Origin of the sequence: Streptomyces corallincola (assembly GCF_019104725.1) — a bacterium.
Classification (GTDB): Bacteria; Actinomycetota; Actinomycetes; order Streptomycetales; family Streptomycetaceae; genus Streptomyces; species Streptomyces corallincola.
In genome coordinates, this window is sequence record NZ_JAHRXF010000001.1 from 258,002 (window position 1) to 284,006 (window position 26,005).

18 protein-coding genes and 1 pseudogene are annotated in these 26,005 nt (G+C 72.9%); 9 read left to right on the plus strand and 10 right to left on the minus strand.

The window, feature by feature from the left end; all coding sequences use genetic code 11:
• Positions 1-209: 209 nt before the first annotated feature.
• Positions 210-1,244 carry a Gfo/Idh/MocA family protein gene (locus tag KUM39_RS01185; protein ID WP_217783396.1) on the minus strand — a complete coding sequence of 345 codons (1,035 nt, stop codon included), beginning with the start codon at positions 1,242-1,244 and terminating at the stop codon, positions 210-212.
• A gap of 216 nt (positions 1,245-1,460) precedes the next feature.
• On the minus strand, positions 1,461-2,555 hold the full coding sequence (locus tag KUM39_RS01190; RefSeq protein WP_217783397.1) for a baeRF3 domain-containing protein: 1,095 nt from the start codon (positions 2,553-2,555) through the stop codon (positions 1,461-1,463).
• A 614-nt stretch (positions 2,556-3,169) separates the two neighbouring features.
• Here KUM39_RS01190 and asnB point away from each other — a divergent pair.
• Positions 3,170-5,011: an asparagine synthase (glutamine-hydrolyzing) gene (gene asnB / locus KUM39_RS01195; RefSeq protein ID WP_217783398.1), complete on the plus strand. Its 1,842-nt coding sequence runs from the start codon at positions 3,170-3,172 to the stop codon at positions 5,009-5,011.
• Between the two features lie 98 nt (positions 5,012-5,109).
• Here the strand turns inward: asnB and KUM39_RS01200 are convergent, their stop codons facing one another.
• Complete coding sequence (locus KUM39_RS01200) at positions 5,110-6,729, minus strand: alpha/beta hydrolase (protein ID WP_217783399.1); 1,620 nt, start codon at positions 6,727-6,729, stop codon at positions 5,110-5,112.
• Positions 6,730-7,027: 298 nt separating this feature from the next.
• On the opposite strand from KUM39_RS01200, the gene KUM39_RS01205 reads away from it, so the two are divergent.
• From KUM39_RS01205 to KUM39_RS01215, 3 genes are all read left to right on the plus strand, one after another.
• Complete coding sequence (locus KUM39_RS01205) at positions 7,028-7,753, plus strand: chaplin (protein WP_217783400.1); 726 nt, start codon at positions 7,028-7,030, stop codon at positions 7,751-7,753.
• A 259-nt stretch (positions 7,754-8,012) separates the two neighbouring features.
• Positions 8,013-8,867, plus strand: coding sequence for a GNAT family N-acetyltransferase (locus KUM39_RS01210; protein ID WP_217783401.1), 855 nt, complete (start codon positions 8,013-8,015; stop codon positions 8,865-8,867).
• Between the two features lie 140 nt (positions 8,868-9,007).
• Positions 9,008-9,784, plus strand: coding sequence for a GNAT family N-acetyltransferase (locus KUM39_RS01215; RefSeq protein WP_217783402.1), 777 nt, complete (start codon positions 9,008-9,010; stop codon positions 9,782-9,784).
• Positions 9,785-9,812: 28 nt separating this feature from the next.
• Here the strand turns inward: KUM39_RS01215 and KUM39_RS28735 are convergent.
• The 3 genes and pseudogenes from KUM39_RS28735 to KUM39_RS01225 all read right to left on the minus strand — a co-directional run.
• Positions 9,813-9,986: pseudogene (locus KUM39_RS28735) on the minus strand (GlsB/YeaQ/YmgE family stress response membrane protein); the annotation flags it as partial.
• Positions 9,987-10,049: 63 nt separating this feature from the next.
• Positions 10,050-12,779, minus strand: coding sequence for a glycoside hydrolase family 2 protein (locus KUM39_RS01220; protein ID WP_217783403.1), 2,730 nt, complete (start codon positions 12,777-12,779; stop codon positions 10,050-10,052).
• A gap of 228 nt (positions 12,780-13,007) precedes the next feature.
• Entirely contained in the window at positions 13,008-14,192 is a 1,185-nt protein-coding gene (locus tag KUM39_RS01225; protein ID WP_217783404.1) for an ROK family transcriptional regulator, read from the minus strand.
• Positions 14,193-14,327: 135 nt separating this feature from the next.
• Here KUM39_RS01225 and KUM39_RS01230 point away from each other — a divergent pair, with 135 nt between their 5' ends.
• On the plus strand, positions 14,328-15,785 hold the full coding sequence (locus KUM39_RS01230; RefSeq protein ID WP_217783405.1) for an APC family permease: 1,458 nt from the start codon (positions 14,328-14,330) through the stop codon (positions 15,783-15,785).
• A 475-nt stretch (positions 15,786-16,260) separates the two neighbouring features.
• Here the strand turns inward: KUM39_RS01230 and KUM39_RS01235 are convergent, their stop codons facing one another.
• Entirely contained in the window at positions 16,261-16,932 is a 672-nt protein-coding gene (locus KUM39_RS01235; protein WP_217783406.1) for a sigma-70 family RNA polymerase sigma factor, read from the minus strand.
• A gap of 143 nt (positions 16,933-17,075) precedes the next feature.
• Here KUM39_RS01235 and KUM39_RS01240 point away from each other — a divergent pair, with 143 nt between their 5' ends.
• Both KUM39_RS01240 and KUM39_RS01245 read left to right on the plus strand, forming a co-directional pair.
• Positions 17,076-18,254 (plus strand): MerR family transcriptional regulator, encoded by a 1,179-nt coding sequence (locus KUM39_RS01240; RefSeq protein ID WP_217783407.1) that lies wholly within the window; start codon positions 17,076-17,078, stop codon positions 18,252-18,254.
• A 273-nt stretch (positions 18,255-18,527) separates the two neighbouring features.
• A complete protein-coding gene (locus KUM39_RS01245; RefSeq protein WP_217783408.1) occupies positions 18,528-19,784 on the plus strand; it encodes an NAD(P)/FAD-dependent oxidoreductase in 1,257 nt (418 codons plus the stop codon).
• Positions 19,785-19,904: 120 nt separating this feature from the next.
• Here KUM39_RS01245 and KUM39_RS01250 read toward each other — a convergent pair whose 3' ends face one another.
• Together KUM39_RS01250 and KUM39_RS01255 are read right to left on the minus strand one after the other, a co-directional pair.
• Positions 19,905-21,284: a cryptochrome/photolyase family protein gene (locus tag KUM39_RS01250; protein WP_217783409.1), complete on the minus strand. Its 1,380-nt coding sequence runs from the start codon at positions 21,282-21,284 to the stop codon at positions 19,905-19,907.
• Positions 21,285-21,595: 311 nt separating this feature from the next.
• Positions 21,596-23,125, minus strand: a complete 1,530-nt coding sequence (locus KUM39_RS01255) for an SDR family oxidoreductase (protein WP_217783410.1) — start codon at positions 23,123-23,125, stop codon at positions 21,596-21,598.
• Between the two features lie 338 nt (positions 23,126-23,463).
• Between KUM39_RS01255 and KUM39_RS01260 the strand changes: the two genes are divergently transcribed.
• Complete coding sequence (locus KUM39_RS01260) at positions 23,464-23,634, plus strand: DUF8839 family protein (RefSeq protein ID WP_217783411.1); 171 nt, start codon at positions 23,464-23,466, stop codon at positions 23,632-23,634.
• A gap of 132 nt (positions 23,635-23,766) precedes the next feature.
• Here the strand turns inward: KUM39_RS01260 and KUM39_RS01265 are convergent, their stop codons facing one another.
• On the minus strand, positions 23,767-24,801 hold the full coding sequence (locus tag KUM39_RS01265; protein ID WP_217783412.1) for an acyl-CoA dehydrogenase family protein: 1,035 nt from the start codon (positions 24,799-24,801) through the stop codon (positions 23,767-23,769).
• A gap of 194 nt (positions 24,802-24,995) precedes the next feature.
• On the opposite strand from KUM39_RS01265, the gene KUM39_RS01270 reads away from it, so the two are divergent.
• Positions 24,996-25,907: an aldo/keto reductase gene (locus KUM39_RS01270; protein ID WP_217783413.1), complete on the plus strand. Its 912-nt coding sequence runs from the start codon at positions 24,996-24,998 to the stop codon at positions 25,905-25,907.
• Positions 25,908-26,005 lie beyond the last annotated feature (98 nt).

Consider the following 26,005-nt stretch of genomic DNA (forward strand, 5'->3'; position numbering starts at 1 on the left):
CCGCTACGACTGTGGCACAGGCCGCGAGGCCCCGTAAGGGATTTGGCAACACACGATACGGCGGTGCTTCTGGCATATGCCAGAGTCTTCCCGGTGTGAACCGGGTACGCGGACCGCGTACCCGTCCGCATGGCCAAGTCGTAGAGAGAATAAGGGACTTGCGTCATGGCGGACGCCATCCGGGTCGCTCGCGGTCGCGTGTTCGACGGTCAGGTGTTCGCTATTCCGGGCTGGGCGAACAGGGCCGGTCGCTCGGCGAGTTCCACGGCGACCCGGCCGCCCTTCTCCAGTGAGCGGACGCCCGCCTCCGCCACCGCCGAGGCCGCGTAGCCGTCCCAGGTGCTCGGACCGGTGACCCGGCCGGCCCGAGTGGCGTCCACCCACGACCGCACCTCACGGTCGTAGGCGTCCGCGAACCGGACGAGGTAGTCCTGCGGCACCTCGTGGGCAGCGCGCCCCGCGCCCGTGACCAGCATCCCGCCGTCCTCACCGATCCGGGCGCTGCCCGCCTCGCAGACGGCCTCGCAGCGCACCTGATAGCCGAAACCGCAGTTGACGAAGATCTCCACGTCCACGAGCGCGCCGCGCTCCGTCTCGAACAGTGCGAACTGCGGATCGGTCAGCCCCTCGGGCGCGCCCGACGACGAGGTGGGCCGCAGCACGGTGACCGCCGTCAACTCCTGCCCGAGCAGCCAGCGGGCCGCGTCGATCTCGTGCGACACCGAGCTGTTGATCAGCATGGCGCTGGTGAAGTGGCCGGGGGAGGAGACGTTGCGATGCGTGCAGTGCAGCATTAGCGGGCGGCCCAGGGACCCACCGTCGAGCAGCGACTTCAGGCGCGTGTACTCCGTGTCGTACCGGCGCATGAAACCGACCTGGGCCAGCCGGTGGCCGAGCCTGGCTTCCGCCTCCACCACCCGCAGGGCACCGGTGGAGTCCGGCGACATGGGCTTCTCGCACAGGACGGGCAGCCCGCGCGCGAAGGCCGCGAGGAGTGCCTCCTCGTGAGCCGGACCGGGCGACGCGATCAGTACCGCCTCCACACCCGGGGCGTCCAGCGCCGCTGCCCAGTCCGTGTGCACCGAGGCCCCGTCGATACCCGCCAGCGCGTCCCGGGCCCGCTCCCCGTCGGGGTCGGCCACGGCCACCACCCTGGCTCCGCCGACCACGGAATTCAGGCGCCGTATGTGGTCCGCACCCATGTGTCCGGCACCCAGTACGGCCACCCCGAGCAGGTCTCCCACGCGCGTACTCCTCTTCCCGTTCTCCCACCGGACGGGCCCGCTGATCCGATCCGGTCCGGCCGGGGCCCGCCGCCGACGATCACGCCGTAGCGTACGCGGGGCGCGTTCGGGGGTGTGGTGGCGCGAGTGCGGCGGGGCGAGTACGGCGGAGTGTGGTGACGGGGCGCGGTGACGCGGGTGCGCCCTGGTGCGGTGACGTGGGTGTGGCGGCCGGTCTCAGTAGCGGAGCACTCCCGCCATTCCGCCCGCTTCGCCCAGCGTCCCGTCCGGTACGAAGCGCACGGCGGCGGCGGTCTCCAGGCACTGTTCGACGATTTCGTCCACGATGTCGTCCCGTGCGTCCAAGTCGCCCGGTGCGGCGGGCACCAGGTGGTCGCCGTCGTCACGGACGGCGGTGCGGTAGTTCTCCTCGACCGCGAGCAGCCGGACCCGGCCCTCCCGCGCGTTCTGCCACAGCTCGTCCACCCCGGCCGCGTAGGTGCGGTGCCCGCGCGCCGAGGTCAGCTCGCGCAGCACGGAGGCGACATCGGCACGGGCCTCCGCGGCCCGTATCGGCAGCAGCGCCTGCCACACGGCATCGGGTCCCGCGTCCGCGAGACCTCCGTGCGCCAGCTCCACTGCCGTACGCGCCGGGCCGCCGATCTCGTTCAGCAGGGCCAGCGCGGCCTGCTCGCCGGTGATGTAAAGGGGGCGGCGATGGGCACGCAGTAGATCCCGCGCGATCCCGTCCGCCTGGCGCAGAAACTGCCGGGTGTCCTCGTCGCGGAAGGTGCTCGGCTGGTCCCCGACCCGCTCCCGCCGCTCGGCGTCGAAGTTGTCCCGCCGCCGGAGCAGCGGGAACCCGTCGGCGCGGTGCTCCACCACCCGGTCGGGACCGCCGCTCCACAGCGTGACGCGGTCCGCGGCGAGCGACAGCACCCAGAACGGCCGCTCGGCCGCCTGTGCCGAGACGAGGTTGCGGGTGAGGAACGTGTCGGACAGCACCACCCGCTCGGGCACGCTGCGGCCCAGCGACCAGACCTGATGCTCACCCGGCGCCGCGAAGATCACCAAGCCGTCCTCGGCGTGCGCGAGATCGACCTCGGCCAGCGCCCGGTCCAGCTCCGCCTCCACCTCGGCGCGCCGTTCACGGGTGACGGCGGGGTCCGCCTCCAGGCGCTTGCGCGCCTCGTTCACCACATTGCGGAGCCGGACGGGGTCCTGGCCGTTGCCGCGCTCGCGGCGATGGGTCGGCGTCAGCACGGACACCGCCGGATAGATGCGCGGACGCCGCAGTTCGGCGAGGACGGCGGGACTCAGTGCGTGCTCCATGACAAGCACGATAGGTCGGAATCAGCGGCCCGGCATGCGGGGCGGAACGGGTCTTCTGGGCCGTAAGTGGCGCCTGTGGGTGGCTGTTTGGACACGTGAGGTGAGGGGCCGCGGTGCCGTGTGTGTGAGTGTGGGTGCGGGCGCCACGGGTGGGGGCCCAGTGTGCGTGGGACACGTGGGGTCGGGACACGCGTGGCGCCCGCACCGTATGTGGTCGCCGCATGTATGCCCCGCCCCCACGGGCGGGCGCACATGTGCCCCCGCCTGTGGGCGCTCCCCTCCGACGCGCCCCAGCCTCGTCCCTCCTCGCGCCTCGTCCCGCTTCGCTCCCCGCCCCGTCCGCCCGGTTTGGAGAAGTCTTTGCCCTTGGCCGGTTCCCGCCGCCGGGCCCCGAGCGGGCCGGGTCCGTGGTGGTTCCGGGCAGGCAAAGCGCGGCCGGAATCGTCGGGGCGCGCGCCCCGCGCGTGTTACGGCGATGTTGACCGCAGCCGTCGCCCGATGGACGCTCGACATATAGGTGCTCGATACAAATGGTTCTGCGGCCGGACCTCGCACACCTGGGAACGCGCAGGTGAACGGGGCGGTCGGCCGGGAGCCCGAGGCAGGAGGTACGCATGTGCGGCATCACCGGATGGGTCTCCTTCGAGCGTGACCTGACCACCGAGTCCACCGCATTGCATGCGATGACCGAGACGATGGCCTGCCGAGGCCCGGACGACCGGGGTACCTGGGCGGAGGGCCCGGCCGCGCTCGGACACCGTCGGCTCGCCATCATCGACCTCCCCGGCGGGCGTCAGCCGATGTCGCTGAGCACCCCCGAGGGCAACCTCGCCCTCGTCTACTCGGGCGAGACCTACAACTTCACCGAACTCCGCCGCGAACTCACCGACCGGGGACACCGGTTCACCACCGACTCCGACACCGAGGTCGTCCTGCACGGATACCTGGAGTGGGGCGAGGCCGTCGCGGAGCGGCTGAACGGCATGTACGCCTTCGCCGTGTGGGACGGTCGGCACGGCCGCCTGGTGATGATCCGCGACCGCATGGGCATCAAGCCGTTCTACTACTACCCGACCTCCGACGGCGTGCTGTTCGGCTCCGAACCGAAGGCCATCCTCGCCAACCCGCTGGCCCGGCACCGCGTCACCCTCGACGGCCTCCGCGAGCTGTTCACCTTCGTCAAGACGCCCGGCCACGCGGTGTGGGACGGCATGCGCGAGGTCGAACCCGGCACCGTGGTCACCGTCGATCGCGCCGGGGTGCGCGCCCGCGCCTACTGGCGGCTGGAGACCCGGCCGCACACGGACGACAAGGACACCACGATCGCGTCCGTGCGCACGCTGCTCGACGACATCGTGCGCCGCCAACTCGTCGCGGACGTCCCCCGCTGCACCCTGCTCTCGGGCGGCCTCGACTCCTCCGCGCTCACCGCCATCGCCGCCCGCGAACTCGCCGCGAACGGCGACAAGGTGCGCAGCTTCGCCGTGGACTTCGCCGGACAGACGGAGAACTTCGTCGCCGACGAACTGCGCGGCACCCCCGACACGCCGTTCGTGCACGACGTGGCCGAACTCGCCCGCACCGACCACCAGGACATCGTGCTCGACGCCCAGTCGCTCGCGGACCCCGCCGTGCGCGAGCGGGTGATCCGTGCCCGCGACCTGCCCGCCGGGTTCGGGGACATGGACGCGTCCCTGCTGCTCCTCTTCCGCGCCATCCGCGACCAGTCCACGGTCGCCCTGTCCGGCGAGTCCGCCGACGAGGTGTTCGGCGGCTACCTCCAGTTCTTCGACGAGGAGGCACGCAACGCCGACACCTTCCCCTGGCTGGTGCGGTTCGGCCGCCACTTCGGCGACGACAATGGTGTGCTCCGCCGTGAGCTGGTCGATTCCCTCGATGTCGGCAGCTATGTGGCCGACAGCTACAAGAAGGCCGTTGCCGGTGTGGAGCGGCTGGAGGGCGAGAGCGACTTCGAGTTCCGGATGCGGCGCGTCTGCAATCTGCACCTCACCCGCTTCGTCCGCGTCCTGCTCGACCGCAAGGACCGGATGAGCATGGCCGTCGGCCTGGAGGTCCGGGTCCCGTTCTGCGACCATCGCCTCGTGGAGTACGTCTACAACACCCCGTGGGCGCTGAAATCCTTCGACGGCCGGGAGAAGAGTCTGCTCCGGGAGGCCACCGCCGACGTCCTGCCCAAGTCCGTGTACGACAGGGTCAAGAGCCCCTATCCGTCCACCCAGGACCCCCGGTACGGGAGCGCTCTCCAGGACCAGGCGCGGGATCTGCTCGCGCAGCCGTCGCACCGCGTGTTCGACCTGGTGGACCGGGACCGGCTCAAGCGGGCCGCCGAGACCGACGCCCCGTCCGGCTCGCACGCGGTCCGCCGGGGCCTGGAACGCACCCTCGACCTGGCCCAGTGGCTGGACATGTACTCCCCGGAACTGGTGCTGGAGTAGGCCGGGAGGGCGAGCGGCAGCGGGACCCGGTGTCCGGTGGGGGGAGCGCGGCAGCAGCAACGGGCGGCCCGGAAGCCCCCCCCGGAACCGAGGCCTCCTCAGCCCCCGAGTCCCGCGCTGGAACTCCAGTCCTTGCCGCTCGCCGGGCAGGAACTGCCGCTCGGGGGCAGCGTGCCGTAGAGCAGGAAGTCGTTCACCTTGTGGTGGACGCACAGGGAGGACGAGTAACCGGTGTGCCCGTCACCCTTGTTGTCCAGCACCACGGCCGCCGGGCCCAGACGGTCGGCGGTCTCCTGGGCCCACCGGTACGGCGTGGCGGGGTCGCCGCGCGTGCCGACGAGCAGAATCCGGGCCGAGGACAGGTTCTTGACCTCGGCCCGGATGTAGTCGGTGCCCTTGGGACGGCCGTAGCACATCAGGTTCTGGGTGAGCCGGTAGCGGCCGAAGACCGGTGACGCCTTCTCGTACGCGGCCCGTAGGTCCCGCAGGTCACGGGTGATCCGTGCGGCGGTCGGCCGGTCGGGGTCGTCCGCGCAGTTGATCGCCATGAGCGCCGCCGGGAGATTGTCGGCGGGCACGGCGTCGTCGTCCGCCGGACCGGCCTTCGCGTGACCGCCGGAGGACGGCACCGGCCGAGCCGGTCCGCTGACCCCGCCCGAGCTGAAGGCCAGCACCCGCCGGGTGTCACCGTCCTCGACCAGCGCGGAGAGCGCCCGCTCCAGCGTGGGCCACAGCTCCTTGCTGTACAGCGCCTGCCCGATGGCACCGACGAGGTCCTGCCCGGTGAAGCCGCCGCCGAAGTCCGTCGGCATCGGGTTCTCGTCCAGCGACCGCACCAGCCGTACGACCTCGTCGCCCGCGCTCCGCCGGTCCTCGCCGAAGGGGCAGCCGATGTCCGTGACGCACCAGTCGAGGAAGTCGTCCAGCGCCGTCTGCTGCCCCTGTGCGCCCACCACCCCCTGCTGGGACAGCGGCTCGGTGAGGGTGTCCACGCCGTCCAGGGTCATCCGCCCCACGCGCTGCGGGAACTCCGCCGCGTAGACCGCGCCGAGTCGGCTGCCGTAGGAGAAGCCGAGGTAGTTCAGCCGCCGGTCGCCGAGCGCCTGGCGGATGACGTCCATGTCGCGGGCGGCGTCCACGGTGCCTATGTGGCGCAGCACCGGCCCGGAGTGCAGCGTGCACTGCTCGGCCGCCGCGCGCAGCTGGTCCAACGCGGCCCCGGGGCGGCCGAGGTCGGCGCTCGGGCTCAGCGCGTCCGCCGCCTGCTCGGTACCGTCGCCGCAGCTCACGGGGGAGGAGTGGCCGACGCCGCGCGGATCGAAGCCGACCACGTCGTAGCCGTTGGTGAGGTCGAAGAAGTCCTTGCCGCTGGTGGCGAGCCCGTCCACGCCGGAACCGCCCGGCCCGCCGAAGTTCAGCAGCAGCGAGCCGCGGGAGGCGCCGGTGGCGCGGTAGCGGGCGAGGGCCAGGGAGATCGATCCGGCGCGGGGATGGGCGTAGTCGAGCGGGACGGTGACCTTGCCGCACTGGAGGTCCCTGGGCCGGTCCTGGCCCGCGCAGGCCGTCCAGCTCACCCGCTGCCCGTAGAACGCGGCCAGGTCCGGCCGCGCCGGTTGACCGGCCGCGCCGGGAAGCCCCGTGCCGAGGACGGCCAGGGCGAGCGCTCCCGCCCCCGCGCAGTGCCGCACGGCTGGCCGGGTGGACAGCTTGACCAGCATCGTCGGCCTCCCTGGTACGGACCCGTCGCGGAGCGTGACGGCGCGCTCCCGCTCACCCTAAGCGGGCCTTTTCGGGGCCGCCTCCGGGCGTGATGCGGTCGAGGGTGATGATCGGATCATCATCCCCTTCACGTCTTGTGTGCCGTTCCCTCATCATTCGACGACTTTGCGCGCGGTTCGAATGATCATGCCACTCGATGGAGTGAAAGACGGATTAGCCATAACTCGGATGGTTCGCCCGCGTTCTCCGGTGGTGCGGGCGTGTGCCCGTGACGATGTCTGGAAGGCAGGCAAACCTATGAAGCGGACTACCCGAAACGGTCTGATCGCCGCCGTCGCCGCCTCCGGCGCGATGGCCGTGGCGATGCCGGTGTCCGCCGCTTTCGCAGCCGACGGCGCGTCCGCCGACGGCGCGGCGGTCGGCTCGCCCGGAGTGGTCTCCGGCAACACGGTTCAGGTCCCCATCGATGTGCCGGTGAATGTGTGCGGCAACACCGTGGATGGGGTGGGGCTGCTCAACCCGGCTTCGGGCAACGCGTGCGCGAGCATCGGCGGCGCGGCGACCTCCGGCAAGGCGTCCTCGGGGCGTTCGGTCCCCGCGGGCGGATCGTCCGCGTCGCGCGCGGTGGGCGGATCGTCGTCCACGGGCGGCGCCCCGGCGCTCGGTGACAGCGTCGGTTCGCCGGGCCTGCTGTCCGGCAACGGCATCAAGATCCCCGTGGAGGTGCCGGTCAATCTCGTCGGCAACTCGGTCAATGTCGTCGGCATCGGCAACCCCGCCACCGGCAACCAGGGCGGACGCACCCCCGGCAAGCCCGCCCAGCCGACCCCGGCCCCGAAGCCGCCCGCCCCGGTGAAGTCGCCCCCCGGCACCCGCGGCCTGGAACCGGCCCCGGTCGCCTCCGGTACGTCCCTGGCCCACACCGGGACCGACCTCACCACCCCCCTGGCAGCGGGCAGCGCCGCACTCCTCCTCACCGGCACGGTCCTCTACCGCCGCGCCCGGTCGGTGCGCCCGTACTGACGGCACCGCCCCCGCCCCGCAGAGGCCCCGCCGGCCACACACCGGCGGGGCCTCCGGCGTTGTACCGGCGACGACTTCGGCGTACGAGCACCAATGATGAGGTCAACCGGACTGGAAAACAGGCCACTTGAAGCGGCCAGGTACCGGCCTCCCGCCATTTCCGCATGACGCGAACCGTGTTGATCCGCGAGGATGCCGCCGACGCGGTCCCGTACCGCGCCGCCCGGCAGCAACGACCGTACGGAACTGGAGCACACCGATGACCCACCCGGACCCCTCGGCCCTCGTCGTCACCCGCGCCACCCGTGCCGACTGGCCGGTGATCAGCGGCTGGGCGGCGGCGGAGGGCTGGAATCCGGGAGTGTCGGACGGTGACGCGTTCTTCGCCCAGGACCCGCGGGGCTTCTTCCTCGGCCGGATCGACGGCGAGCCGGTCTCCGCGATCTCCGTGGTGAACCAGGGCGCCGACTACGCCTTCCTCGGCTGCTACCTTGTCCGCCCCGACCAGCGCGGCCGGGGCCACGGCATCGCCACCTGGAACGCCGGACTCGCGCACGCCGGGACCCGGACCGTCGGCCTGGACGGAGTCGTCGCACAGCAGGACAACTACCGTATGTCCGGGTTCCGTTCGGTCCATCGCACGATCCGGTACGCGGGTACGGCCCCGGAGACGGCACCCGCTTCCGGTGTACGGCCCGTCGTACCCGGTGATCTCCCCGCGATCTTCGCCTACGACCGGGAGTGCGTCCCCGCCGACCGCCCCGGCTTCCTGACGGCGTGGTTCACCACCGAGGGACACCGGGCGTACGTCCGGCACGACGGGCACCGGGCCACCGGTGTCGGCGTACTCCGCCCCGCGCTGGAGGGCCTGCGCGTCGGCCCCCTCTTCGCGGACACCGAAGCCGACGCCCGTGCCCTGTTCGCCGCGCTGCTCGACGGTGCGGCCGGGCAGCGGATCGCCATCGACGTACCCGAACCGAACGCGCTCGCGGTCAAGTTGGCGGAAGAAGCGGGACTCCAGCCGTGCTTCGAGACGGCGCGCATGTACAGCGGGCCGGTACGGGAGCACGCGGGGGAGCGCGTGTTCGGATCGGCCACCCTCGAACTGGGCTGAATCCAGGGACACTTAGGAGGAGGTGCGGCCGGGCGGCCGTGGATTCGAAGGGGCCTGATCGACGGCGGTTCCGGAAGAGGAACCGGCGGGGCGGGCGTAATTCCGTTGCCCGTCGTCGAGCCGGATGGTGGGGTGGCCGGATGGATCACTCAGCCGTACTCGCCCTCTACGACCGTGACATGCGTCAGGGGGCCAAGCCCGACGATCCGGGGTCCCGTGTCGAGCGCACCGCCCACGTCGTACGCCACCTGTCCGACGCCCGGAGCTGGAACGGCATCCTGTGGTCCGCACTGGACGAGGGCGTGGCCGACCGGGTGATCGCCGGGGAGATCGCGTACTTCAGCGGGCTCGGCGTGGACTTCGAGTGGAAGCTGTACGGGCACGACCGGCCGCACGACCTCGGCGCGCGGCTGCTCGCGGCCGGTTTCCGGGCCGAGCCCGAGGAGACGCTGCTGATCGCCGAGACCGCCTCCCTCGACACCGACACGCCTCCGCCGCCGGGCATCCGCCTGCTGACCGCCGTCGATCCGGCGGGCGTGGACCTCGTCGTGCGCGTGCACGAGAAGGTGTTCGGCAGGGACGGCGACGGATTGCGGCACCGGCTGCTCGCCCAGTTGGCCGCCGCCCCGGACACCGTTGTCGCGGTCGTGGCGATGGACGGGGACGAGCCGGTCTGCGCGGCTCGGATGGAACTGGTGCCCGGCACCCGCTTCGCCGGACTGTGGGGCGGCGGCACCGTCGAGTCCTGGCGGGGCCGGGGCCTCTACCGCGCCCTCGTCGCCCACCGGGCCCGCGTCGCCGCCACCCGTGGTTACCGCTATCTCCAGGTCGATGCCTCGGACCTGAGCCGCCCCATCCTGGAACGGCTCGGCTTCCATGCCCTGAGCACCACGACCCCTTATCTGTACGGCAGTTGATGCGAACTCAACGGCGCCCGGTCCGGTCCAGCGCGGCCACGATGCCCACGAGGATCGTCCACAGAATCCCGATGTGCTGCCGCCCCGGCACCACCAGCCGCCCCAGCACCCCGATGACGATGCCGATCACGATGGCGCTGACCCACCCTCTCCATGTCCACCTCCCCCGGTCCGTGTCCCCACTGAGGTGCCGTCCGCCCACGCCGACCGGGCGCAGTCCGCACCGCTTACCGCTCCCCTCCGTTCGTTCACCCCGCCTCGGCGGTCAGGGCGCCGGAACCGTCCGCTGCGGGGTGTTCCAGCCCGACACCCGCACCCGCGCCGGTGAGCCGTGCAGATCCGCCGTGCGGTACGTCGCGATCAGGGTGACCGTGTCGCCGGGCCACAGGCTGGTCTGGTTGTCCGACCAGATGACGGGCAGCACCGGGGTGCCGCCCGCGTCCACGAGGTGGACATCCGTCAGCAGGGACGGGGCGCGGGTCGTGCCCGCGTGACGCAGGGTGACCGTCGTCGTGGACGTCGTCCCGGACGTCCGGGTGTGGGCTGTCGCGGTCACCGGCGCCTCGGGCATCGAGGACAGGCCGCGCAGGTTCGCGTAGGACGTGGTCGGGGTGTAGTACCAGTCCGACTTGGACCAGTCGAGGGTGTCGGGCTTCGAGGAGAGCCAGTAGACGTTGCGGCTCAGTTCGCGGCCCGCCGCGTCCGTCAGGGTCAGCCGGAGGAGGTGGGTCTCCGCGAGGCCCGGCACCGATGCCGGAAGGGTGAACGTGTCGGCGCGCGCGCCGTCCCCCGCCACCTGGACGCCGCTCTCCGCGCGGTCGTACTTCTGGGTGCCGTCCGGATTGAACAGCGTTGCCCGCACGGTGAGTTCATCCGCCGCGGCATGCCGGTTGTTGACCACCGTCACCGAGTGGTCGTCGTACGAATACTGCACGTGCAGCGGCTCGTTGGCCTTCTTCGCGCCGAAGTAGGCGCCGCCCTGGTCGAGATAGCGGTCGAAGAGCTGCCAGTGGAGGGAGGTCCAGCCGCTGTTGAACATCCAGTGGATGACGCCGGTCGCCGGTCGGTCCTGGTCGGACGCGTTGCGGCCGTACGCCTCGAACTGGGCGCGGACCGCCTCGTACTGGGCCAGCTGGGCCTTGCGGACGTAGTCGCCGAGGTCCTTCGGGGCGCCGTAGCGGCCGGTCAGGGCCTGGTCATAGATCTTCAGGGTGCCGAAGGTGGCCGACGGGGAGCGGTGGTACTGGCGGGCGTCCGGGTCCTTCCAGAGGGTCTCCAGCTCGGCCGGGGTCATCATCCGGCGCAGGGTGTCCATCGTCGGGATGTCGGGGCCCGCGCTGGTCTCGGAGTTGAAGCCGGTCGCGCCGCCCTCGCGCTTGGCGTACCAGTAGTTCGGCGGCACCCATTCGTACGGCCCGGTCATCTTCACGCCCGAACTGCCGAGCTGGGGCGAGGACTTGTCCGAGGCGGCCGCCACAACGGGCACCGGCCAGTCGGCGGCCTCGAGTGCGTCGAGATAACCCTTCTCGATCTTCGCGTCCGGTGCGAAGTCGCTGCCGATCAGGAACGAGATCACACTCGGGTGGTCGCGCAGCCGGGCGGCCTCCGCCGCCATCGACGCCCGGGCGACCGGGTAGTCCGCCTCGTTCCACTTCTCCCCGGCCTCGGTGCCGTTGACCTGGCCCTCCCACTTGTCGCAGCACTCCCAGCCGGGCAGCGTGAGAACGCCGTAGCGGTCGGCCAGGTCGAAGAACTCGTCCGGCTCCAAGTGCCCTTCCAGACGCAGGGTGTTGAGACCCAGATCCAGCGCGTACTTCAGCCGGTCCGCGACGTACGCCGTGTCCCAGCGCAGGAACTCGTCCGGCGACCAGCCGGCCCCCTTGATGAGCAGCCCGCGGCCGTTGATCCGGTACGACCGTGCTCCGTCGGAGTTGAGCGGCGCCCGTACGTCACGGACGCCGAACCGCCGGTGGGCGGTGTCCGACACCGTTCCGTCGGCGGACGCGGTGAGATCCAGGCCGTAGAGCGGCTGGCCGCCCATCCCCGCCGGCCACCACACCTTCGGGGAGGTGAGGCGCAGACCCGGCACCTCGGCGGGCGTGAACTCCACACTCCGCGTCTCGTGCGCGGCCAGCGGTACCGAACGGGCCACCCGCACCCCGGCGACCGTCCCCGCGACCCGCGCCGTCACCGGCCGTGCCGTGTCGTTGCGGACCCTGGCGCGGACCGTCAGGTCCGCCGTGGCGAGCGACGGGACCGCCAGGTCCGTCACCACATGGGCGTCCTCCAGCGCCACCGGGCCGCCCCGGTGGACCAGTACGTCCCGGACGAGCCCCATGTTGCGGTCGGGCGGCGGCTGGACCCAGTCGAGCCAGCCCGTGGTCAGCTGCTGGTTCGGGTCGTTGGGCCGCACCCGGAAGGCGACCGTGTTGGTACCGCGTCGCACCAGCGAGGTGATGTCCAGGGCGTGCCGGGTGTAGATGCCGGACACCTCGTCCGCACCGGCGACCTGGTGGCCGTTCACATAGATGTCGGCGGCGGAGACCACGCCACTGAAGTCCAGCCGGGTGCGCCGCGAGGTGTCGTCCAGGGTGAAGTCGGAGCGGTACCACCAGGGCACCTCGAAGTCGGCGCGGGGGATCTTCGCCAGGTTCGTGGAGCGGAACGGGTCCGGGTACACCCCGTCCGCGAGCAGCGCCGCCAGCACCGTGGACCGGGAGCCCGCCGGGTGCCAGCCGGGCGTGCCGTAGCCGGGGGAGGAGACGGTCGCGGGCGAGTCGGGCACCTTCGCCGTGGACTGGATCGCGTACCCGGTGAGCGGCGTGGCGGAGCCCGCCTCGGACGGCACATGGGTCACGCTGACCCGGCCGCCGTGCGTGGCGTCCGGCTCCCCGGCACCGGGGGCGCTCCAGGCGCCGGTGGTCAGCGCGCCCAGCAGACTCAGCAGCGTGGCGGTCGTGGTGAGGCGGCGGGCGCGGGCGGGGGGAGAGAACACGGCGGGCTCCAGCCTCGTAAAGTTAGGAAACTTTACTAACCAGGCTCAAGGTAGGGCGAGGCCCAGGGCATGTCAACGACCGTCAGCACGGCGCGGCTTGAGGGGGGGCGGGGCGTGTCCGCGCGGCGCCGACCGGCCCGCCCGTCGCGTGGTGGGCGGTGCGTGGTGGGTCGTATGTGGGGTGCGGACATGTGGGCTCACCACATGGTTCGTGGGTGCGTCGTCCGTTCAGCCCCCGCCCGTCCGCCGCTCGAACACCACGTCCCGTGCCGTCCCCAACGCCGTCGCCACCGCGCCCAGCAGTACCGCGTCCTCGCCCAGTCGGCCCGGGGCGATACGGGGCCGCAGCGGAGTGAGCGTGCGCAGGTGCCGCCGTACCGGACCGAGGAGGAGATCCACGCTGTGCCCCACCCCGCCGCCGAGGACCACCAGATCGGGATCGAGGACCGCCGCCGCTGCCGCCACGGTGTGCGCTATCCGCTCGCCCTCCAGCGCCACCGCCCGAACCGCAGCCGGATCGCCCCGGCGGGCCGCGTCGAACACCGACTTCGCCGTGAGCTGCCCGCTCATGCCGAAACCCCGGGCCGACTCCACCACGGCCTCGCCCGATACCGCGTCCTCCAGGTGCTCCGGCTTCCGGCGGCCGGGCCACGGCAGGAACCCGATCTCCCCGGCCAGTCCGCGCGCCCCCGTGAACAGGCGCCCCTCGCTGACCACGCCCATCCCGAGACCGGTGCCGATCAGGATGTACGCGAACAGGCGGCTGCCCGCGCCGACCCCGTGGGTGTACTCCCCGAGCGCGGCCAGGTTCGCGTCGTTGTGCACCGCCAGTTCCACGCCGAGCCGCTCGCTCAGCGCGGTCACCAGCCCGGCCCGCCCCCAGCCCGGGAGGTGCATGGCGTACCGCACCCGGTCGCGCTCCGCGTCGTACACCCCCGGCGTGCCCAGCACTCCGTGCGCCACCTCGGCCTGGTCCACCCCGGAGTCGCCGATGACCTGGCCGACCGTGGCGACGATCAGGTCCGTCAGCGCGGCCGAGGACCGGGCGCGGTTGCGCACGTCGGCGCGTGCGACCACCGTGCCGTCCAGATCCACCACCGCGACCCGCAGCCGGCCGCGCCCCACGTCCACGCCGAGCGCGTACCCGGCGGCCGGGTCGGGGGCGTACAGCACGGCGGTCCTGCCCCGCTCCGGAGCGTGGGTGCCGGCCTCGCGGACCAGGCCCGCCGCCTCCAGGGAGGCCAGCGCGCTGGACACGGTCGGCTTCGACAGGCCGGTGTCACGGGCGAGTTGGGCACGTGAGGCGGCACCCGAGTCGCGCAGCCGGTCCAGCAGCAGCCGCTCGTTCGTACTGCGCAGGCGTCGGTGGTTCCAGGGCCGATCGGGGGACGTCACGGCGTCGCGGGCGGGCATCGCACCATTCTCGTCCACTTCCCGTCCGCTTTCGACGGGTACTTGACGCCTCTAGTCAGGATCCTTAACTTTATCGGCCGGTACCGGCACCCCCCCACCCGCGGCGAGACCCCGCCCCGCCCTCCAGGAGGCTCCATGTCCGGTAGTCCGCCGCCGTCGGGCGGCTTCGTCCGCCGAGTCGGTCTGTTCCAGGCCACGGCCATCAACATGAGCCAGATGTGCGGCATCGGGCCGTTCGTGACCATCCCGCTGATGGTCGCCGCGTTCGGCGGTCCGCAGGCGGCCGTGGGCTTCGTCGCGGGCGCGCTGCTCGCGCTGTGCGACGGGCTGGTGTGGGCCGAACTGGGCGCCGCGATGCCCGGCTCCGGCGGGAGTTACGTCTATCTGCGCCAGGCGTTCCAGTACCGCACCGGGCGTCTGATGCCGTTCCTGTTCGTGTGGACGGCGATGCTGTTCATTCCGCTGATCATGTCCACCGGCGTGGTCGGCTTCGTGCAGTACCTCGGGTATCTCGCTCCCGGACTGGGCCGTACCGAGGGCGACTTGATCGGTCTCGGGGTGATCGTGCTCGTCGTGCTGCTGCTCTGGCGCGGGGTCGAGCACATCGCGCGGATCACCGCCGTGATGTGGGCGGTGATGATCGCCTCGGTGGTGCTGGTGATCGCCGCCGCCGCGACCGCGTTCAGTCCGCACCTGGCGTTCACCTACCCCGCGCACGCCTTCGACCTGGCGACCGGTCACTTCTGGCTCGGCTTCGCCGCCGGTCTGACCATCGGCATCTACGACTACCTCGGCTACAACACGACCGCCTACATGGGCGCCGAGATCAAGGATCCCGGTCGCACCCTGCCCCGGTCCATCCTGTTCTCCATCGTCGGCATCATGGTCATCTACCTGCTGCTCCAGATCGGCACGCTCGGTGTGATCGACTGGCACCGGATGACCGACCCGGCGGACATCGCCTCCACCTCCGTCGCCTCGGCGGTGCTGGAGACGACGTGGGGGACGACGGCCGCCGACATCGTCACCGTCCTCATCCTGGTCACCGCGTTCGCCTCCGTCTTCACCGGCCTGCTCGGCGGCTCGCGCGTCCCCTACGACGCCGCCCGCGACCGCGTGTTCTTCCGGCCGTACGAGAAGCTGCACCCCCGGCACCGGTTCCCCACGGTCGGGCTCGCCACGATGGGGGTGATCACCGCCGTCGGGTTCCTGATCGGACGGCACACGGACCTCGCCACGCTGATCCAGCTGCTCACCACCGTCATGGTGATCGTCCAGGCGCTGGCGCAGATCATCGCGCTCACCGTGCTGCGCGCACGGCAGCCGACGCTGAAACGCCCGTACCGGATGTGGCTCTACCCGTTGCCCAGCGTCGTCGCCTTCGTGGGCTGGTGCGTGATCTACGGCTTCGCGGACCGCAATTCGCCGGGCCGTCACCCCATCGAGTGGTCCCTCGCCTGGGTCCTGCTCGGCTGTGCGGCCTTCCTGGTGTGGGCGCGGCGCGAGCGGGTGTGGCCGTTCGGCCCGAAGGAGATCAGCGAGGAGTACGCGGCCGGACGCGACCCCGACACGGCACCGGCGCCCACCGGCTGAGGAGGTGTGGTCCGGTCGGCCTGCCGTGGTGGCCGACCTGAAGTCGCCGCGGGAGACCGGGCGGTGCGGCCGTGGACGCCGGGCGTGGGGCGGGCTCGGAGCCGAAGGCGCGTACCGCGCCGCCGCACGGCGCGTGGGGTCAGGGAGAGGCCGGCCCGCCAGAACGGACCGGCCTCGGATCTTCCTTCTGTGTGGCCTTCACTGTTTTCGCCCGGTCCTCCCTTCCTGGTCTCTCCGGATGAGGCCGTGGAATGCTCTCGCCGTAGTACCGGTACGTGCCGACCCAGGGGACGAGCCCGTGCTCGGACGGCGGGGCCGCGATGGTGGGCCGACTCAGCGTGAGGCGTTGGCCATCGCGTCCATTTTGCTCCTGTTTGTGCTGGATGCATAGGGCTGAGGTTGATCGACACCGGCGCGGGGGCGCATCGTTCGTGCAGCGGATCGGCCCGTACGACTCCTCGGGTGGCGCCGTCCCTCACACGGCCGCGGGCTCCGGGGCGCGGGCGAACTCCGCCTCCCGTTCCAGTCGGCCACGCAGTTGGCGCAGGCCCCGGCGGGCGTGGCTCTTGACCGTGCCGAGCGGCCAGCCCGTGCGCGCGGCGATCTGGGTCTGCGTCAGGTCCTCGTAGAACGCCAGCCAGAGGACGCGCCGTTGGGCTTCCGGGAGCCGGTCCAGCTCGCGGTGGACGACGATCCGGTCGAGGGCCGACTCGGGCTGTGGGGTGCGCGGCTCGGCCCACGTCATCGCCGTACCGGCGGCATGGGCGAGGTCGCCGCGCCGGGTCCGCGCGGACAGCGCGTCGGCGATCTTGCGGCGGGTGATGCCGACGATCCAGCCGGGCAGCGGGCCGCGCTCCGGCCGGTAGCCGTGCCGTCCCCGCCACACCCCGAGGAACACCTGCTGGGTCACGTCCTCGGACTCCGCCGCGTCCCCCAGGGAACGCCAGGCCAGCGTGTAGACGAGCGTGGACCAGCGGCGGTAGGCCGCGGTCAGGCAGGCGTCGTCGCCGGCGACCAGGCCGCGCGCCAGCTCGTCGTCCTGGAACGCCTCCTCCGCGGGCGCCCACAGCGGCACCTGGCGGACCGGGCCCGCCTGGTCCGGAGTGCCCGCCGCACGGGTGACGGCGACGGCCGGATGCGGGGTCATGGGCGCGCCTCCTCGTGGGCTGGAGCATCGTCGCGGGACAGGGGGACCGGCTCTGGAACTGCTCCCGGCCCAGTACCCCCATCGTGCGGACCCCCAAGGTCCCGACTCAACTTGCATCGGTTCTGCGTCGTATAGTCGGGAACATGGGTGAGCCTCAGGACACGGGCGGACGCACCGGAACGGCGCGCGGGAGCGGACCCGGACCGGCGGGCGGCGGGCCGCCGCAGACCGGGTCGTGGGCGGGCGGTCCGCCGGAGGCCAGGGCGTCCGAGACCGCCGGATCGTCTCGGACCGGTGTGCCGGGCGCGGAGGCCGGACTGACCACCGGCGCCCTCGCCCGCCGCCTGGGCGTGTCGCCCACCACGCTCCGCTCCTGGGACCGCCGCTACGGCATCGGCACCACCGTCCGCACCGACGGCCGACACCGCCGCTGGACCCCCGACGACGTGGCGATGCTGACCACCATGTGCCGTCTGACCTCGTCCGGGGTCCCACCCGCCGAAGCCGCCCGCGCGGCCCAGCAGACGGCCCGTGCGGCGAAGGGGGCCCCGGCGGACGAACCCCCGCCTCCGGCACCTCCGTCCTCCGCCCCGGAACCGGCCCCGGACCCCGGGCCCGCCCCCGTCGCGGGTCGTTCCCACGCCGCCGGTGCGCTTCCGCTCGGCGACGTGCGCCAGGAGTGCCGGGGTCTCGCGCGGGCCGCGGTACGGCTCGACGCGGTCGCCGTGGAGGAGCAACTGACCGGTGCGGTGAGGGAGTACGGTGTCGATGTCGCCTGGCAGGACGTCATGGTGCCGACGTTGCACGCGGTCGGGCGCAAGTGGGCTTCCTCCGGAGACCGTTACGTCGAGGTGGAGCACCTGCTGTCCTGGCACGTGTCCACCGTGCTCCGCCGCAGCACCCGTGCGCTCACCCCGGCGGGCGGCACCGGTCCGGGCCCCGTCGTCCTTGCCTGTGTACCCGGCGAGCAGCACACGCTCCCGCTGGAGGCGTTGAACGCCGCGCTCAGCCAACTCGGCGTCCCCACGCGGATGTTCGGTGCCGCCGTCCCCGTGGAGGCCCTGACCGCCTCCGTGCGGCGGCTGGGCCCGGCGGCCGTGGTGCTGTGGGCGCAGTCCCGCTCGGCGGCCAGCCTGCCCCTCGCCCAGCACATCGCCGCCACCGAGTGGGGCGTCAAGGGCGCCCGCCGCCAGCCCCTCGTCGCCCTCGGCGGTCCCGGCTGGGCGGGCCGACCGCTGCGGGGCATGGTCCGGCCGGGCAGCCTCCGCGACGCGCTCGACACGCTGGCCAGGGCGTACGGCGGCGGGGGCGTACCGGCGTAGGGGGCGGCGAGGTCGCGGACCACGCGACCAGGAGGACGTGCACCGGGGGCGTACGGGCGCAGGGGGCGCGGCGGCCACGTCCACCCTTCCTTGGGCCGACCGGGTGCCGGTGCATCCGCCGGGGTACGCGGCGGGGAAGAGCTTCGACAGGTGTCCGTCCGCGCGTGGCGGGCGCCGTCCCCTCGGGCCGGGCGGGCGAGCCGCACAGGGTGCGGGCACCGCTCCGTCCGTCCCCGCGCGGGCCCCGTCGTCGGGGTCCGGGAAGGAGTTGCCGTGTCCGCGACCTCCGCGGTCCCCGACGTCCTGGTGATCGGCGCCGGTGCCGCCGGACTCGCCTGTGCCCACGACCTGCTGGACGCGGGGCTCGACGTACGGCTGGTCGAGGCGTCCGACGACGTCGGCGGCCGGATGCGCACCGACCGGGTGGGCGGTTTCGTGATCGACCGGGGTTTCCAGGTGTTCAACACCTCGTATCCACAGGTCCGCGGGCGGCTCGCGCTGAGCGAGCTGTGGCTGCGCCCCTTCACCCCCGGCGTCCTCGTCCACACCGAGGACGGCCGCCGCCGCTTCACCGACCCCACCCGGCGCCCCGGCACGCTGCCCGACCTGCTGCCCGGACGGCTCGCCGGTCCCCGCGACCTGCTCGCGCTCGGCGCGCTCTCCGCCCGCGACCTGCTGGCCCCGGTCCGCCGGATCAAGCGCGGAGGCGACCGCACCACCCGCACCGAACTGGCCGCCGCCGGGATCTCCGACGATCTCGTGGAACGCTTCTTCCGGCCGTTCCTCTCCGGGGTGTTCCTGGAGGACGAGCTGGAGACCTCCGGCCGGTTCTTCCACCTCGTCTGGCGCAGCATGCTGCGCGGCACCCTCTGCCTGCCCGCCGACGGCATCCAGGCCGTCCCCCGCGCCCTCGCCGCCCGCCTCCCGACCGGCACGACGACACTGGAGACGCCCGTCGCCCGGCTCACCGACGACGGCGCCGAGGCGGCCGACGGGACCGCGCTCCCCGCCCGCGCCGTCGTCGTCGCCACCGGCCCCGGACCCGCCGCCGAGCTCCTCCCCGGCCTCGACACCCCCGCCCGCCGGACCGTCACCACCTACTACCACGCGGCCTCCCGCTCACCGCTCGGCGAGTCCACCCTGCTGGTCGATCACCGCCGCCGGGTCCTCAACACCGTGGTGCTCAGCGAGGTCCACTCCGGCTACGCGCCCTCGGGAACGGCCCTGATCGCCAGCTCCGTGCTCGGACAGGACACCGTGGGCAGGGAGGTGACCGTCAAGGAGGCGCTGGCCGAGCTGTACGACACCGACACCTCGGGCTGGGAGACGGTCGCCGTCCGCACGATCCCCGACGCCCTCCCCGCCATGCCCCCGCCGCTGCCGCTCAGCCGCACCACCCGTGTCGCGCCCGGCCGTTACGTGTGCGGCGACCACCGCGCCACCGGCTCGGTGCAGGGGGCGCTGGCGTCCGGTGCGCGGGCCGCGCGGGAGGTGCTGGCGGATCTGGGGACATCCGGGGCCCGGCCCTGAGCGAGGGGAGTGCGGCGGGCCGCCCCCGGGCAAGCGGTGGGCGGCCCCGCGCGTGCGGCAGGCGGTGCCGGGAGGGGCGGGGTGCTGCGCGCACTCCCGGGAGCGCCAAGTGCCCCTACCTCACTTGTCCTTGTCCCGCGCAGCCTTGAACCGGTCCAGTCCTTCCGACAGTTCGACGATCGGCTCCGGGTAGTCCAGCCCGGAGCGTTCGGCGCGGCCCAGCTTCCACGGCTCGTGGACGGCGGGGCCCTCCACCCCGGCCAACTCCGGTACCCAGCGGCGTACATAGGTGCCGTCGGGGTCGTACCGCCTGGCCTGGGTGATCGGGTTGAGGACGCGGTTGGGGCGGGTGTCGGTACCGGTTCCGGCCATCCACTGCCAGTTCATCTGGTTGTTGGCCATGTCCCCGTCCACCAGCAGGTCCAGGAAGTGCCGGGCGCCCACCCGCCAGTCCACGTACAGCGTCTTGGCGAGGAAGCACGCCGTCAGCAGCCGGGCCCGGTTGTGCATCCAGCCCTCGTGCCGCAGCTGGCGCATCCCCGCGTCCACGACCGGATATCCGGTACGGCCCGCCCGCCACGCCTCGATGTCCGCGTCCGCCGACTTCCCGGTGCGCCAACGGTCGTTCTTCGTACGGTAGTCGGCGGTGGACGCCGTCGGCCGGGCCGCGAGGACCTGACGGTGGAAGTCCCGCCAGGCGAGCTGCCGTACGAACGCCTCCGCGCCCGGACCGCCCGCCTTGCGGGAGCGGTGGACCAGCTCGACGGGGGAGAGCGTGCCGAAGTGCAGATGCGGGGAGAGCCTGGAGGTGGCGTCACCGGGGAGATCGTCGTGCCGGTCCTCGTACGCCCCGATGCCGCCGCGCAGCCAGGCGGCGAACCGGTCGCGGCCCTCCGTCTCGCCGCCCGCCATCAGCCCCTCGGAGACGCCCGACAGGCCGGAACGGGACGGCAGTTCCTCCGAGCCGACGCCCTCGGGCACCCGGACGGTGCGCGGTGCGGCGAGCGCGTCGCGCAGATGCTGCTGCGACCACTGGCGGAAGTACGGGGTGAACACCGCGAAGTGGTCCTTGGCCGAGGGGGTCACCGCGCCGGGGGTGAGCGCCGAGGTCACCGTGTCGTGGACGTGCAGCCGCCGCCCGTCCGCCTCCAGCGCGTGACGCAGCCGGGCCTCGCGGTGGTGGGCGTAACCGCTCACGTCGGAGGCCATGTGCACCTCGTCGGCGTCCGCCTCCGCGACCACCTTGCAGACCTCCTCCACCGGGTCGCCCGACCGGATCACCAGTCGTCCACCGCGCTCCCGCAGTCCCGCGTCCAGATCGCGCAGGCTGTCCGCGAGGAAGGCCAGCCGGTTGGGCACCGCGAACCCGGCCCTGTCCATCGCCGTGTCGCGCACGAACAGGGGCACCACCTCCCGCGCGCCCTCCAGCGCGGCCCGCAGCGGTGGGTGGTCGTGCAGGCGCAGGTCGGCGGTGAAGAGGACGACCGAGACGACGTTCATGGTGCGGCTCCGGGGAGGGGAGGGCGGGGGGTGGTTCGGGGGAGACGGGGAGTGAGGGGGAGCGAGGAGGGGTGGGGAAGGCTGACGGGGGTGTGGTGTCCGGCTATGTGGTTCGGCACCATGTGGGCGGTCGGATGCGGGTGGGGGGTGCGTCTCTGGGCGTGCGCCATGTGGGCCGCGTACATGTGGGCCGCGTACATGTGGGCGGCCCACATGTGCCTTCGCCCCATAGACCCAGCCGCATGCCCCGCCCCGGCGCGGCCCCCGGCACCTGACCCTCCGCCGCCCACCCCCGCAGCGCACCCAACCCCTCACCGCACCCCCACCCGTTCCGGTCGCGGCACCCCCCGCCCGCTCTCCGCCGCGCGCGCGATGTTGCGGGCCATACCGCCGAACACCACGGCGTGGAACGGCGCGACGCTCCACCAGTACGCCTGCCCGAGCAGCCCGTGCGGATGGAACAGGGCGCGCTGGTGGTAGCGGCTGCGGCCGGGCCCCGCCTCCTCCACCCGCATCTCCAGCCAGGCCAGACCGGGCAGCCGCATCTCCGCCCGTAGCCGCAGCAGGCGCCCCGGCTCGATCTCCTCCACCCGCCAGAAGTCCAGCGAGTCGCCCACCCGCAGCCGCTGGGCGTCCCGTCGCCCCCGGCGCAGTCCTACCCCGCCCACCAGCCGGTCCAGCCAGCCGCGCAGCGCCCAGGCCAGGGGGAAGGAGTACCAGCCGTTGTCGCCGCCGACCCCCTCCACCACTCGCCACAGGGAGTCGGCGGGCGCGTTCACCTCGGTCTCCCGCTCGTCGGTGTAGAGGCTGCCGCCCGCCCAGTCCGGATCGGTGGGCAGCGGGTCGCTCGGCGCACCCGGCACCGCCGCCGACGACCAGCGGGTGACGACCTGAGCGTCCCGGATGCGCTGGAGCGCCAGTCGTACCGCCTCGTCGAAGGAGAACGGATGACCGGGCGGGCTCGGCAGATACTCCTCGATGTCGTGCTCGTGGCAGACCACCTCGTGCCGCAGCGACTCGGTGAGCGGCCGGGCGATCGACGCGGGCACCGGCGTCACCACCCCCACCCAGTGACTCGAAAGACCCGGTGTGAGCACCGGCACCGGCAGGATGATCCGCCGGGGCAGCTCGGCCACCTTCGCGTAGCGGAGCATCATCTCCTGGTACGTCAGCACGTCGGGGCCGCCGATGTCGAAGCCCCGGTTCACGTCCGTCGGCAGCGTCGCGGCGCCGACCAGGACACGCAGCACGTCCCGCACCCCGATGGGCTGGATACGGGTGTGCACCCAGCTCGGTGTCACCATCACCGGCAGCCGCTCGGTGAGGTAGCGGAGCATCTCGAACGACGCCGAACCGGACCCGATGATGACCGCGGCCCGCAGCACCGCCGTGGGCACACCGGACGCCAGCAGGATGCGCCCGACCTCCGCGCGGGAACGCAGATGCGGGGAGAGTTCGTGCTCGGGCACGTGCAGCGGGGTGAGACCGCCGAGGTAGACGATCCGGCGCACCCCGGCGGCCTTGGCCCGTTCCCCGAAGATGCGGGCCGCCCGCCGGTCCGTCGCCTCGAAGTCGTCGCCGCTGCCCAGGGCGTGCACGAGGTAGTAGGCCACGTCCACGTCCCGCATCGCCTCCGCGACCGAGTCCGCGTCCGTGACGTCCCCGCGCACCACCTCCACGTCCCCGACCCACGGGTGGTCACGGAGCTTGCCGGGGGAGCGGGCGAGGCAGCGCACCCGGTGCCCCGCCTCCAGCAGCTCCGGGACGAGACGGCCCCCGATGTATCCCGTACCGCCCGTCACGAGGCAGCGCAGTCCGCCCTGGGTGTCGTCGTCGCGCATCGGTCCCGCCCTTCGTCGTCGTACGTCCCCGTCCTGCCGGTGGGGAAGGCTGTCCGGAGAGGTCTCCGGAGCGGTGTCCGGGGAGTGTGTCCGGGTTTCTCCCGCCCATGTCTTCCCGCCGGGGACGCCGTACGGATGCGCGCCCCTCCGATGGCCCACACGCCGGGGCGCACTCCGTCACCCGACGCGACGAAGCCCGTACCGCGCGGACATGTCAGCGCCGGACCAGGGCAGACGGAACGTACGGGCCGGTACGACGGCTCGGTGGACACGAGCGGGGCGGGGACCCGGAGACGGGTCCGGTCCGGTCGGCTCCGGACGCAGGAGGTGCGGTCGGCATGGGTGAGAAGGTGCTGGAGCGGTTCCCGGCGGGTTCTCCGCGCGGTTCGTGGCCCGCCGAGGAGTACGCGGCGGCGCGGCGCGCGGCGGGCGAACCCGCGACGGTGGTCATGGATCTGCGGTCGGACGCGTTCCTGGTCGTGGTACCCGCGCAGGACATCGACAGTTGACGGCAGTGGGCTGAACGCGGGCCGCACGGAGACGGGTTGAGAGCGGTCCGCGTCAACTCGACTCATGTGAAAGCGGGTTGAGCTCCCCGCCGTGTCGCGCCGCACTACGTCGCGCCGCGTCCCAATCCGCTCTCAGACCCTTCCCAGTGCCCCCAGATGCGCGCGCCGGGTCTCCGCCGTCTGGCCCTGCACCAGCAGGAACAGCCCTTCGCGGGCGAGTCGCTGGGCGCGGCTGCGCAGGGACACGGCCCGGCCGCCGCCCGCCACCACGGCCGCGGTGGTGGCCGCGCCGAGTACGGCGTAGGCGTCGGCGCGCACGGCGAGCCGCTCCTCGATGCGGGCCAGGGGTTCCGAGTGGTCGGCGAGGTCGTAGGTGTGCCGTCGTACCCCGTCCAGGCGGGCGCGCAGCGGGGTGGCGGACTCCTCGTCCAGCAGGTCGAGCGCGGCGACGGCGATCCCGAAGACCGCCGGGTTGGCGTTCAGGGTGCGCGCCCGGTCGCCCGGCGCCCAGTGCTCGTACGGGGTGCGCAGCGCGACGGCCTCCTCGGGGACCCGGAGACCGTCGAGTTCCAGCGAGACGGTGCGGGCGGCGGTGAGCGCGGCGAGGCGCATCGGCGGCGACGCGGTGAGGCCCGGCTGCTCACGGGCCGGTACGAAGGCGAACACGACGTCCCCGCCGTCCTCGACACCGGCCAGCAGCATCACGTCGTTCAGCCCCCAGCCGGTGTACCAGGGCACCGTTCCGTCGAAGCGCAGGTCCCCGCCCGCACGCCGGACGCGTACCGGTGCGCGCGGGTGGGCACGCAGATGCGCGTACGCCACGCCCGACAGCAGCTCCCCACGCGCCAGCGGGCCCAACAGCCGCTCGCGCACTGGGAGTTCACTCTTGGCGAGGGTCTGGACGGGCGTGTGGTGCTGGGTCTGCACGAACCAGGTCGAGCAGCACGCCCCGGACAGGATCTCCGCCGTCTCGCGCAGTACGGCCGGGGGTGCGCCGGAGCCGCCGTACGCCTCCGGTGCCACGACCCCGAGCAACCCCGACCGCTTCACCGCCTCGATGTGCGCGGCGGGCACCTCCCCCTGGTCCACCCGCTCCGCCTCCGGGGCGAGCAGATCGGCGGCGAGCCGACGGGCCTGGACGACGAGGGGGTGCTCGGTGAGGTTCATGGGGTCGATTCTGACCTCGGACGGGACAAGGGCGCAGACGGGCCCCTACGGGACGGGCCCCTACGGGACGGGCCCCTACGGGACGGGCCCCTACGGGACGGGCCCCTACGGGACGGGCCCCTACGGGACGGGCCCCTACGGGACGGGCCCCTACGGGGCGGTGACCCGGCCGCGCGCTGTGTCATCATCCGCCGATGACCTCCGAAACGATCACCGCCGCCGCCTCCGGCACTGTCCGGCTCGGCGATCTCCCCGTCCACCGTCTCGGCTTCGGCGCGATGCGGCTGACCGGCAGTGCCGCCTTCCACCTCGGTACGCCCAGCGACCGCGAGCGGTCCACGGCCGTGCTGCGCCGGGCCGTGGAGCTGGGGGTGAACCACATCGACACCGCCGCCTTCTACTTCTCCTCGCTGCGCTCCGCGAACGAGCTGATCAACACCACGCTCGCGCCGTACGCCGACGATCTGGTGATCGCCACCAAGGTCGGCCCGTTCCGGGAGTGGTCCGGTGAGTGGGGTACGTCGGCACGGCCCGAGGACCTGCGCGCGCACGTCGAGGAGAACCTGCGCCAGCTCGGCCGGGACCATCTCGACCTCGTCTATCTGCGCCGGATGCGGCAGGACTCCGTCGCGGAGCACTTCGGGGCGCTCGCGGAACTGCGGCAGGCGGGTCTGATCCGGCACCTCGGCATCTCCGAGGTACAGCCCCGGCATCTGGCCGAGGCCCTGGAGATCGCGCCCGTGGTCGCGGTGCAGAACCGGTTCGGGCTGGACGAGCACATCCCGGCGAGCGACGAACTGCTCCGGATCTGCGGGGAGTCGGGCATCGCCTTCGTGCCGTACTACTCCCTCGCGGGCCAGGGCGGCGAGCGCGGCCCGCAGGCCGCCCGCCTCGACGCAGAGGTGGCCGCCGTGGCGCGGCGGCTGGACGCGACCCCGATGCAGGTCCGCACCGCCTGGACCCTCCACCAGGGCCCGCACGTCCTCGCCATTCCGGGCACCGGCGATCCCGGCCACCTGACCGAGAACGTCGCCGCCGGTGCGCTGCGGCTCCCGCCGGAGGAACTGGACCTGCTGAACCGGCTGCACGCACCGGCGGCCGACTGAGGCAACGGGGCCCCAGGGGCCGGAGTCCGCGCCGCCCGCGTCCTGCCGCGCCGCCCGACTACACTCGCGTAGACGGTCCGTCGTGCGGCGGTGCCGAC